The sequence below is a fragment of the Winogradskyella endarachnes genome (assembly GCF_009741275.1).
Lineage (GTDB): Bacteria > Bacteroidota > Bacteroidia > Flavobacteriales > Flavobacteriaceae > Winogradskyella > Winogradskyella endarachnes.
In genome coordinates, this window is sequence record NZ_WOWS01000003.1 from 179,427 (window position 1) to 191,201 (window position 11,775).

General features: G+C 32.1%; 12 protein-coding genes. 8 read left to right on the forward strand and 4 right to left on the reverse strand.

Annotated features, from left to right (window positions below; translation table 11 throughout):
- Window positions 1-22 precede the first annotated feature (22 nt).
- A complete protein-coding gene (locus GN138_RS09130) occupies window positions 23-493 on the forward strand; it encodes a DUF1572 family protein (protein WP_157363500.1) in 471 nt (156 codons plus the stop codon).
- A gap of 134 nt (window positions 494-627) precedes the next feature.
- Here GN138_RS09130 and GN138_RS09135 read toward each other — a convergent pair whose 3' ends face one another.
- From GN138_RS09135 to GN138_RS09145, 3 genes are all read right to left on the reverse strand, one after another.
- A complete protein-coding gene (locus GN138_RS09135) occupies window positions 628-1,608 on the reverse strand; it encodes a LuxE/PaaK family acyltransferase (protein ID WP_157363501.1) in 981 nt (326 codons plus the stop codon).
- Between the two features lie 132 nt (window positions 1,609-1,740).
- Entirely contained in the window at window positions 1,741-3,582 is a 1,842-nt protein-coding gene (locus GN138_RS09140; RefSeq protein WP_157363502.1) for a T9SS type A sorting domain-containing protein, read from the reverse strand.
- A 189-nt stretch (window positions 3,583-3,771) separates the two neighbouring features.
- Window positions 3,772-5,412 carry a T9SS type A sorting domain-containing protein gene (locus GN138_RS09145; RefSeq protein WP_157363503.1) on the reverse strand — a complete coding sequence of 547 codons (1,641 nt, stop codon included), beginning with the start codon at window positions 5,410-5,412 and terminating at the stop codon, window positions 3,772-3,774.
- A 234-nt stretch (window positions 5,413-5,646) separates the two neighbouring features.
- On the opposite strand from GN138_RS09145, the gene GN138_RS09150 reads away from it, so the two are divergent.
- Both GN138_RS09150 and GN138_RS09155 read left to right on the forward strand, forming a co-directional pair.
- Window positions 5,647-6,333 carry a response regulator transcription factor gene (locus GN138_RS09150; RefSeq protein ID WP_157363504.1) on the forward strand — a complete coding sequence of 229 codons (687 nt, stop codon included), beginning with the start codon at window positions 5,647-5,649 and terminating at the stop codon, window positions 6,331-6,333.
- Window positions 6,333-7,376 (forward strand): sensor histidine kinase, encoded by a 1,044-nt coding sequence (locus GN138_RS09155; protein WP_157363505.1) that lies wholly within the window; start codon window positions 6,333-6,335, stop codon window positions 7,374-7,376. Before GN138_RS09150 ends, GN138_RS09155 begins: the two co-directional genes overlap by 1 nt.
- Here GN138_RS09155 and GN138_RS09160 read toward each other — a convergent pair.
- Window positions 7,359-8,468 (reverse strand): glycosyltransferase, encoded by a 1,110-nt coding sequence (locus tag GN138_RS09160; RefSeq protein ID WP_317162726.1) that lies wholly within the window; start codon window positions 8,466-8,468, stop codon window positions 7,359-7,361. The genes GN138_RS09155 and GN138_RS09160 overlap by 18 nt on opposite strands.
- A gap of 62 nt (window positions 8,469-8,530) precedes the next feature.
- Between GN138_RS09160 and trmB the strand changes: the two genes are divergently transcribed.
- The 5 genes from trmB (at window position 8,531) to GN138_RS09185 (ending at window position 11,728) form a co-directional block, all read left to right on the forward strand.
- Window positions 8,531-9,205 carry a tRNA (guanosine(46)-N7)-methyltransferase TrmB gene (trmB, locus tag GN138_RS09165; protein WP_317162727.1) on the forward strand — a complete coding sequence of 225 codons (675 nt, stop codon included), beginning with the start codon at window positions 8,531-8,533 and terminating at the stop codon, window positions 9,203-9,205.
- 2 nt (window positions 9,206-9,207) lie between these two features.
- Window positions 9,208-9,837, forward strand: a complete 630-nt coding sequence (locus GN138_RS09170; protein ID WP_157363506.1) for a LysE family transporter — start codon at window positions 9,208-9,210, stop codon at window positions 9,835-9,837.
- A gap of 1 nt (window position 9,838) precedes the next feature.
- Entirely contained in the window at window positions 9,839-10,168 is a 330-nt protein-coding gene (locus GN138_RS09175; protein WP_157363507.1) for an MGMT family protein, read from the forward strand.
- A gap of 177 nt (window positions 10,169-10,345) precedes the next feature.
- Window positions 10,346-11,485, forward strand: a complete 1,140-nt coding sequence (locus GN138_RS09180; protein WP_157363508.1) for an Mrp/NBP35 family ATP-binding protein — start codon at window positions 10,346-10,348, stop codon at window positions 11,483-11,485.
- Window positions 11,486-11,728 (forward strand): NifU family protein, encoded by a 243-nt coding sequence (locus tag GN138_RS09185; RefSeq protein ID WP_157363509.1) that lies wholly within the window; start codon window positions 11,486-11,488, stop codon window positions 11,726-11,728.
- Window positions 11,729-11,775: the final 47 nt, after the last annotated feature.

Consider the following 11,775-nt stretch of genomic DNA (forward strand, 5'->3'; position numbering starts at 1 on the left):
AAGTAAAAGTTTTTAAATATATATGAAACAGGCACAACAAATTGCTAGTAGGATTAAAGAAGTGTTTCTAAACGGTACATGGATTGCTAATACTAATTATAAAAATGAATTAGTTAATTTAGATTATGAAATAGCCAATAAAAAAATAGATACTCTAAATTCTATTTCTGTTTTAGCACAGCATATTCATTATTATGTTGCAGGGATTCTAAATGTTTATATCAATAATACATTAGAAATAAGAGATAAGTTTAGTTTTGATTTTCCACCAATTGACTCACAACAAGCTTGGGACGCCTTTTTAACTCGTTTTTGGCAAGATACACAGGTTCTTATTACTTATATTGAAGATATGTCTGATAAGGATTTAAATCAAGAATTTGTTGATGAAAAATACGGAACATACACTCGTAATTTAAATGGAATGCTAGAACATAGTTATTACCATTTAGGACAGATAGTATTGATTAAAAAATTAATTGCTAAATTGTAATTGAAGAAAAAAATGCCCAAAATAAAATTTTGGGCACAATCTAACCAATCAATCAACTATAGAAAATCTTCCTTTTTCATAGCAATTGTTCAGTCGTATGTAAGTTTAAGTCCTTACAAAAAAATAAAATAATTTTAAAGTGCCATTAAATTGCAGCCTCTAATGTCTGAATTATCAAATCGGCCTAAAATTTCAAACAGACCGTTATCGTAGACTTTTCCGAGATCTTGAGTGGCTATAAATGAACAAGAATTGATGTTTGCCAAATCAATAACATTAATGCCACCTGTTTTGTTAGGCTGCTGTATGGTAAGTGCATCTTCAGTATCTCGTGTTAAGATTTTCATCCAAGGTGGACATTCAAAAACACCATGACCTTTAGAATAGGCTTGACTTAACAATTCAGTCATACCATACTCACTATGGATATGATTAACATTAAATCCATTCTGAAGAATTTGATGCAACTCTTGCCTTATAATTTCTTTTCGTCTGCCTTTCATGCCACCAGTTTCCATTATTGTGGTGTGTTTTAAACTTAATTGATACGTTTCAACTAAATCCAATAATGCAAATGAGACACCAATTAGTAATGTTTTTTGTTGTTTTGCTTCAAGTGATTTTAAGGTGTTTGCTAAATCTTCAAGATTATTGAGGTAAAAGCCACTTTCCGTTTTATTAGATTTTTCAATTAAATCATTAACCATATAAATAAGTGAAGAACCATCGCGTTCTAAATAAGAAGGTAATAAGGCTAAAACAACATAGTCCTCAATATTTCCATAGAAGTGGTTAAACGCTTTTAAATAACTGTCCTCGTAAAGTTTTAAATCTGTAACTAAATGTTTACTAGTAATGCTTCCTGTTGTACCAGAACTTGAGAATGTTTTTTCAATAGGATTAGAAGTACTAACAATATCCCTAGTTTTAAAAAACTGAATCGGTAAAAAAGGAATATCAGAAACTTGTTTTACATCAGAAGGATGTTTGTAAAGTAAATCGCAAAAGGAACGATATACTTTGTTATTCTCAAACTGAAACTTGAATACTTTTAAGGCCAATGCTTCAAAATCGGCATCAGTTTTTATGTTAAAAATAGCGTCCTTTAATTTCATAATGCAAAAATATGCAAAGAAGTGATTTAAACTTTTTCTTTTAGTTATAATTTAAACTTGTTAAAATAAGCACATAAAAAAAGCGTAACTCTAAAGTTGAGTTACGCTCTTAGTATGTAATAAGAATTAAGCTTAATTGATTACTAATTTTTTAGTAGTAGAAGCGTTATTCTGAGTTATTTTTACAATGTAAACACCAGACTTTAAGTTAGAAACGTTTAACGTGTTGTTTGTTATTGTTTCGCTAATCACTTGTTTTCCTAAAACGTCGTAAACTTTGATGTTTATATCAGCACTATTTGTTGAAGAAATATTTACAAATCCTGTGTTTGTTGGGTTTGGAAATATAGAGAATTGATTTTTATTGTTATCCACTACAGATAATGATTGAGGTGTAACCTCGGCCCAAGTTGTAGCAATTCTTATTTCATCTATGATTAATGCTGGAGTTTCTGCTGTGGAATCTTGTCTTAATGCAAATGAATCAATCAATGCGCTAGGACTACTGTCAGTGTCAGTAATTAAAGCTGTTGGTTCAGAACCACCGAAATTAGCGCTTTCTGGATTTATCCAGCCATTTACCTCACCATTATCGATGTTATAACTCATTACCACAAAAACGTTATCACCTACATTGTAATTTGTTGTAGTAAATGATGAAACCATACTACCATTTGTTATAGCCATACCATATGTTGTTCCAACAGGGTTTGTATCTGGTCTAACCCAAACTCTAGCATCAAATGCGCCGAGTATAGCAATATAGCCTCCATCATTTAGATCTGTAACATTTGATAAATCAGTTATATTTAAAATAAATGAAACATATACTTTACCAGAGGTTATTGCTGTGAATTCTACTTCAGAATCAATTGCTCCACCTTCTAAATATACTGAGTTTCCTGAAGATGCCGCTAAATCTAAATAAGATAAATTCCCTGATACAATATCAATTGGGTTTGTTGTTCCACTGTAGTTATACCAATTTGGTTGGTCTCCTAAGTCGGCACCAACTGTGTAATCAAAGCCTTCGTATATAGGGAGTGTTAATGTTGGGTCGCAAGTAGGAGAGGTAATTGTAGTATTTATATCGCAGATTGCGCCATCTACTATAGATAATAAAACATCTGTACCTTCTGCAATTCCCGTTATAGTTATAGTACCAGAAACGTCATTGGTAGGGTTTCCAGAGGATAAATCAACCGTGCCAGAATCAGATGATACAGTATAAGTTGCTGTACCTCCACCAGTAAAATCAATAGTTGCAGTATATGTATCAGTTCCAAGTGTAAAGGCGTCACAGGTTGTTGTGATGGTAGTTAATGCTAAGGAACAGGTTACTGTTCCCCATGCACCTGGATCAAAATCTGTAGGTGCTGTTCTTGGGGAATTTAAGTGAGAAGTACAACCTGTTATGGCAGAATCTGCCCATATGTTCCACTCTGCTTCATTAAATGTGGTACTACCAGAGGTTACAGAAGTTAATCGTTCTGCTCTACCATCTTCATATTCTGCACAGGTACCAGTGTTATCTGTATTTATATCTGTAGTGAAATCATAAACACCCCAAAAATCTACTAAAGTATCTGTTCCGTCAATTAATGCTAAGTCGTCATCACCATTACTTCCAGCTACACCGTTTTGTACAGCATCTAATTGGTCTGGTGCAAAGCCATATACATTTACAAATGTACCAGGAACTTCATAATCATATGCTATGATATAAAAACCTCCAGCAGGTATAACACCTGTTAAGTCTAAAGTTGTATTAACACCAGAATTACCGTTTAAATATTTGTCTATTTGCCAGCCATTACCTTCTGTGAAATCAACATCAGTAGTTCCTGCATTGTGTAATTCAATGTAGCGTGCTGCTAGATTATTATTTGGGTCTGCAATTTCCGTTATAAAAACCTGTGAAAAGGATAAAAGGCTTGTTAGGCAGAATAAAAATAAAAAGTAAATTTTCTTCATAATAAAATTAATATAATGGATTAAGCTACAAATATAGAAACAAATATGTTCTTCATTGAAATTATATACATTATCAACATTACCAAAGATTTCAATTAGATAAAAGCATTAGCAAGTGGTTAAATTTTGTCATAAAAAAAGCGTAACTCAATTTTAGAGTTACGCTTTTATATGTAAAAACAGTTATGCTTAGTTAATTACTAATTTCTTAGTAGTAGAAGCGTTATTCTGAGTTATTTTTACAATGTAAACACCAGACTTTAAGTTAGAAACGTTTAACGTGTTGTTAGATAATGTTTCATTTTTAACTTGCTTACCTAAGATATCAAAAACTTGTACAGAAATAGCATCACTATTTGTTGAAGAAATTGAAACGAAACCAGTATTAGTTGGGTTAGGGTATAAGCTAAACGCAGTATCGTTGAAATTGTTTACACTTAAAGCAGCAGCAACATCGCTGGCATACCTTGGGAAAATTTGATATGTACCATTGTATTCAGTACCTAATCCCATAATACTAGAAACTGTTGTTGGTATTGCGCTACCAATTAAATCTTCATCTGCAAATGTTACTCTACAAACTGTTACATCTGTTCCGTCTGCAACACTATAGTTAGTATTGTCTGCAAATACACCAGTATCTTGAAATGTAACATTGTTTAAAGTTATTAGCATACCTTCATAGGCTTCACCATTGTTAATTAATTCAGATGCACTAACGATTATTTGTGGTAATACATTACCAGTAGAAGAAGCTGCAGCTACATTTTCCGTAGGTACAAACTCTAATAAACCGTTGTAATCAACAAGCGTCCCTTTTAAACCAGTAATTCCGTCTCCGGCAACAAATGCAGTTGTTAAAATACCTGAAGGATCATCAATTAAAACACCAGCACCAGCATCTTGTATAAATCTTTGGTTTCTGGTGTTGTCTGTAACTACGTAAGATACTATAGCTTCACCTGTTAATTCATAAGTGATAGCAGGATCAATTGTACTTGCTCTTAAAGCTGTAATATCAGCAACTTGAACAGTAGAAGAAGGGTTTGCAACACTAAAATCTATTGTGCTAGTGCTAATACTTGTTGTTCCATCCATTAAATCGGCTGTTACAGTGTAAGCCTCTCCATCTGTAGTGGCAATTGAGAAAGGACTTGTAGCATTTGCTGTTTCAGTACCGTTTACTGTAATCGTTACACTTTCTCCACCTACTAAATTAGCCGTTGAGAAAACTACGTCTACAGAAGTTGTACCAGCATCAAAAATATCATTATCTGCAGGACTAGTAATTACAACATTTGGTGTTGTAGCTTCTACAATTTGAATATTATCTATGTAAAATAAAGAAGACTGTGTTCCTGCGGTCCAATTTGCAGAGATATCATAAAATCGAATTCCAAATTCAAAAACTTCATCTGCTGTAGGTGTATATTCAAAAGAAATAGTCTGCCATTGGTTTAAAAGGGTTTCATCAGAATACACTGAAGGATTAAAACCACTACCATTAAAAATTCTTGCTCTAGCTTCATCATTTGTAGCGTATACGTCTAAACTCATTACATATGTTACACCTCCAGTTAAAGATACAGTTTGTCTTATGTCAGTATCACCCTGACTTTGCGTTAAAACATTTACACTGGCTGAAGATGCTCCTTCAGAAACATACGTTGCATTAGTGTTTTCTGTTAAGTCAGTTGTACTAAAATCAACAGTTGTGTAAGAATCCGGTACACCGGCCGTCCAGTTTTCAAAACCACCATTAACAGCAGCATTTTGACCGTACGAGACCAAACTCATTAAACAAAATAATAAAAAGTAAAATTTCTTCATAATTGAATTTTTATAAAAGTTAGGAAACAAATATAATAACTAAACCTTATTTTTAATAATCTATTCTGTTAATAGTTAATATGTTTACATTAAGTTAATATGGTTATTATCAGGTGCTTCTGACTAACAATGTTTTAAGTTTTTAATGTTAGGTAATTGTTATCAATTCACTATATTTAGATGGTTAATAGAGATATATTTTATATTTACATCCATTAAAACAAACAATTCCCATTGAAAAAGAAAGACATTAAAATACTATTGGTTGATGATGAACCAGATATTTTAGAAATTGTAGGATATAATTTATCTAACGAAGGATACCAGGTTATAAAAGGTGAAAACGGTGAAGAAGCGGTAGAATTGGCTAAAAAACATAAGCCACATTTAATAATATTAGATGTTATGATGCCAAAAATGGATGGTATAGAAGCTTGTGAACGCATTAGAGAGTTTCCAGAATTAAGTGAAACTGTTATAACATTTTTAACCGCAAGAGGAGAAGATTATTCTCAAGTAGCTGGTTTTGATGCTGGTGCAGATGATTATATTGCCAAACCAATTACACCTAAAGTATTAATTAGTAAAGTAAAGTCTTTATTAAGACGTTTTAAGCAATCTGAAATTGTAGCCGAGTCTATTGTAAAAATAGGTGATTTAGTGATTTTTAAAGAAGAATATAAAATTACATTGAACGGTAAAGAAATTACCTTACCTAGAAAGGAGTTTGAATTATTATCTTTGCTAGCAACTAAACCAGGAAAGGTGTTTAAACGCGATGAAATTTTAGATAGAGTCTGGGGAAATGAAGTTGTTGTAGGAGGAAGAACTATTGATGTTCATATTAGAAAACTTCGTGAGAAAATAGGCGATAAATCCTTTAAAACCGTTAAAGGTGTTGGTTACAAGTTTGTAGACTAATGCAAAAAAAAACCATTAAAAAATCCTATAAGTTCGCTTATAGAACAGCACTATACGTTACACTGTTTTCTTCAGTGCTTGTTGGCTTGTTTCTTTACTATTTTAAAGTAATTAATTGGCAATTTATTTTTTATCCTTTTTTGTGTTTTCCGCTATGTTTTGGTATTGTACAATATAGAGTAGAGCGATTTATCTATAAACGTGTTAAAAAGATTTACGACGATTTAACACTTTTAGAATCTACAAGTCTAAGACAAATGCCAATCACCACAGATATGGGAACTTTAACAAAAGAAATAGATAAATATGCTAAAAACAAGAAAATTGAAATAGAAACATTAAAGGTTAGAGAAGAATACCGAAAAGAATTTATTGGTAATGTTTCACACGAGTTAAAAACACCATTATTTACAGTACAAAGTTATTTACTTACACTAATTGATGGCGGTATTAATGATGAAAAAATAAGAGATAAATATTTAGCAAGAGCAAGCAAAGGTGTAGAAAGGCTTACCTACATCATTAAAGATTTAGACATGATTACTAAATTAGAAGTGGGTGATCTTAGTTTAACAAAAGAAAACTTTGACATAGTCAAATTGGTTCAAAACGTTTTTGATTTGTTTGAAATGAAAGCGGCTAAAAAGCAAATTACTTTAACTTTTGATATTAATTACTCTAAACCAATTATGGTACACGCTGATAAAGAGCGCATACAACAAGTTTTAACTAATCTTATTGTTAATTCTATTAAGTACGGAAGAGAAAAAGGAACTACTGAAGTAAGTATAGAAAATCTTATTAAAAATAAAGCGATAATTAGGGTAACCGATAACGGAGAAGGTATTGCAAAAGAAAATCTTCAACGTTTATTTGAACGTTTTTACCGTGTAGATAAAAGTGGTTCTCGTAAAGAAGGTGGTTCCGGTTTAGGCTTGTCTATTGTAAAGCATATTATTGAAGCTCATGAAGAAAAAATATATATAGAAAGCCAGTTAGACGTTGGTAGTGAGTTTTCTTTTACGCTAGAAAAGTCTGAATAATTTGTGGTAATTAAGCTCGTATTCTTCAAACTTAAAGCCACTGTAAGTATCCACATTTTTAAGTAAATTAATATCAAAATTATCTTGTTCGCAATAAGGTGTTATTCCTTCAGAATCTAATTTTTTAGCCAAATACTCTTGCTCAAATTGTCCTGGAGTTGGTATAAAGAACGCTTTCTTTTCAAGTTTAGCTAAATCCATTATGGTAGTATAGCCCGATCTACTGAGAATAAGTTCACTTTCATTAATTGCTGTTTCAAGCTGTTTACTCGCCATAAAATTGTAAGTAGTGATATTATTTATTACTTCCTTATGTTGTACCGCTTCAATTTTACCTTTTACAAAAAGTACATTTCCTTCAAATTTATTTAAATCGTTTAGTAACTTTTCTTCCAAAAATGTACGTTGTGGTTCTGGTCCAGAGAGTAAAACCAGCAATTTGTATTTAGTAACAGTATTTTGTTTTTTAAATCTGGTTAGAGGTCCTAAATATTTTATGGTAGCATCAAAATTATCAACATGACCAAGCCTGCCGCTTAAATTAGAAATTCCATTATGATCAGGAACCCAACATTCATCAAATTTTAAAATTATTTTCTGATGCATTTTACTGCTAAACCAGGTGGTGCTGCCACTTAATACGCGTAATTGGTGTGTAATAAAAACGGAAGGAATAGATTTATGCCTTACACCAAATCTATTATCTGAGATAATCCCAGAGATTCCCTCATTTACAATTAATTTAAAAACTGCTTTTTTTTCTTTTTTAATTGTTTTTAAAAGATGAGGAGAATCCTTAATTAATTTGGTTTTAAAGCCTTTAGCTTTTTTTGAATACGTAATATTATACGAAGGAAGTTCAAAAGCAGTTAAATTGGGAAATTCTTTTTTTAAAAGTTGAAGCGCAACACCATCACTTGCAATTACAGGTTCAAAATTATGTTCTATTAACGCATTAATAATAGGAATACAGCGCGTAGCATGACCCAATCCCCAATTTAATGGCGCAACTAAAATACGCTTTCGGGTGTTATCTAAATTTTGGTTCGTTGTTTTCAGTTTTTTAATGGATATTAATATATCATTAGCCAAAACAAAGGTAAACCTAATTTGTTTGCTTAATTTTACCGAATTATTATTAAATCATAAATTTAGTGGGAAGTAAAAATAAACTTAAACGCTTTAAAGAAAACGAAACTTTTCATAATGTCTATCAGCCAACTCGTGAAGAAATAGTTGATGCAACCTATAAATTAAAAGGTAATTGGAGAACGGATGTATTTAAAAATGAAAACCCAATTGTTCTAGAATTAGGTTGCGGAAAAGGTGAATATACTGTTGGTTTAGCTCAACGTTATCCTCATAAAAATTTTATAGGTATAGATATTAAAGGTGCAAGATTTTGGAGAGGCGCAAAAACAGCCATTGAACAAAACATAACTAATGCCGCTTTTTTAAGAACTCAAATAGAACTTGTAGATATGGTTTTTGCGGAGAATGAAGTTGATGAAATCTGGATTACCTTTCCTGATCCACAGATTAAATACCAGAGAACCAAGCATAGAATGACTAATTTAAAATTTTTAGAGCGATACAAGAAAATTTTAAAACCAGGTGGTTTAATGCATTTAAAAACTGATAGTGAGTTTATGCATGGCTATACTTTAGGGTTATTGCATGGTACAGGTCACGAGGTTTTATATGCTAATCACAACGTTTATAAGTTAGAAGGCAGCCCAGAAGATGTTACAGAAATTCAGACTTTTTATGAAAATCAGTATTTAGAGAAAGACAAAGCAATTACGTATATTAGATTTAAAATTAACTAAACTTGAGTATAACCGTAATTTTCTCTTTAGGCTTTATTGTTGCCTTAATTGGTGTAGTGCCACCAGGCTTACTGAATATGACAGCTGCAAGAATAAGCTTAAAAGAAGGTGCAGGTAGAGGTATTATGTTCTCTACAGGTGTTTGTATTGTAGTTTATATACAAACCTATCTTGCGGCAATTTTTGCCAGATATTTATCGCAAAACCAAGACGTCGTTGAGATTCTGCAACGTGTTGCATTTGTTATATTCGTTTTAATTACAATCTATTTTTTAGTTCTAGCTTCAAAACAAAAGGAGACAAAAAAGGAAACAGAAATAAAGAGTAAACACGGCCGTTTGTTACATGGCATGCTTTTGTCTGCACTAAATGTGTTTCCTATTCCTTATCAAGCCTATATGACAATTACCTTGGTGTCTTTTGGTTTTATGAATTTTGAAAAATTGAGCATCGTTACCTATGTTACAGGTGCCGTAACAGGTACATTTGCCATGCTTTATTTTTATATTTTCTTTTTTGATAAGATAAAGGATAAAAAATTTACATCTCAAAAAAGTATGAACCTAAGTATAGGTGTTATTACAGGTATTGTTGCACTAATTACACTCATTAACATTCTTAAAGAACTTTAAGATGAAGCCAGAAACATCAGGTTTTTTTGAAAAAGTTTACGATGTCGTAAGGCAAATTCCATATGGTAGAGTTACCAGTTATGGTGCAATTGCAAAATATTTAGGTGCCGCAAAAAGTGCTAGAATTGTAGGATATGCCATGAATGGTTCTCACGGAAAAAATGTACCAGCACACAGAGTGGTAAACCGAAAAGGGCTGTTAACAGGAAAACATCATTTTGAAGGAACCAACCTAATGCAACAATTATTAGAAAACGAAGGTATTGAGGTTATAGAGAATCAAATTCAAAATTTTGAAGCCTTATATTGGGATCCTGTTAAAGAATTATAGGCGATTTTTCAGCTTAATTTTGTCTCTATTACCAATCCAAATTCAACTATTGTACAATTCAATTTATCTGCTTCAAAATCTAAACTTTTAGCAGTATCTTTGTTTTTAGAATAAATCTTAATAAGAAATAATTGAGTCTAAATTCTAGCCTCCATTATTTCTGTTCTCATAATATATATGAAATTAGTAAAGCAAGATATACTTAACGCGCTAAAAACTATAACTGCACCTGGCGAAGGTGAAAACATGGTAGATAGTGGAGCAGTAACAAATGTAGTTACATTTGCCGATGAAGTAATTGTAGATATAACCATTAAAAACCCAAGTCTTCAGGCACGTAAAAGGACAGAAGTAGATATTTTACAAACCATTCATAAAAAAGTTTATGAAAAAGCCAAAATTAAGGTTAATGTAAAAGTTAAAGCTGCAGTTGCAGAACCAAAAAACGAAATAAAGGGAAAAGCAATTCCTGGTATTCAGAATATAGTTGCAGTTGCCTCTGGTAAAGGTGGTGTTGGTAAATCTACAGTAACCGCAAACTTAGCAGTTACTTTGGCAAAAATGGGGTTTAAAGTTGGCGTTTTAGATGCTGATATTTACGGACCATCTATTCCTATTATGTTCGATGTAGCCAATGAAAGACCATTGTCAGTAACTATAGACGGAAAATCTAAAATGAAACCTGTAGAAAACTATGGCATTAAAGTATTGTCTATTGGTTTTTTTACAAAACCCGATCAGGCAGTAATTTGGAGAGGACCAATGGCCTCTAAAGCATTAAACCAAATGATTTTTGATGCAGCTTGGGGAGAATTAGACTTTTTATTATTAGATCTTCCTCCAGGTACAGGAGATATCCATTTAAGTATTATGCAGGCTCTGCCAATTACAGGTGCTGTTGTGGTAAGCACACCGCAAAACGTTGCTCTTGCAGATGCTAAGAAAGGCGTGGCAATGTTTCAACAAGATAGTATCAATGTTCCTGTTTTAGGTATTATTGAAAACATGGCGTATTTTACACCAGCAGAATTACCTGATAATAAGTATTATATATTTGGTAAAGAGGGTGCAAAACATCTTGCCGAAGATTTAGATGTTCCGTTTTTAGGTGAAGTGCCATTAATACAAAGTATTAGAGAAGCAGGTGATGTAGGAAGACCAGCAGCAATGCAAACCGAAACACCAATAGAAGCAGCTTTTGAAGATATTACACGTAATGTTGTACAACAGGTAGTGGATAGAAACGAAGCATTACCAGCTACTGAAGCAATAAAAATTACAACAATGGCAGGATGCTCTGCAGTTAAAAAGAATTAAATGAATTCAGAAGATTTAAAATTAAATGTTGAAAAAGCATTAGACGAAATCCGTCCTTTTCTTCAAAGTGATGGTGGAGATATTAATTTATTGTCTATTGATGATGGTAAATTAGTAAAAGTACAACTTGTAGGTGCTTGCACCTCATGTAGTGTTAATCAAATGACACTAAAATCTGGTGTAGAAATGACCATTAAAAAATATGCTCCTCAAATAGAAGCGGTAATAAATGTAGAAAAGTAATGTGATATTTATTACATACTTATTAAAACTTCTGAGTTAATTTTGAC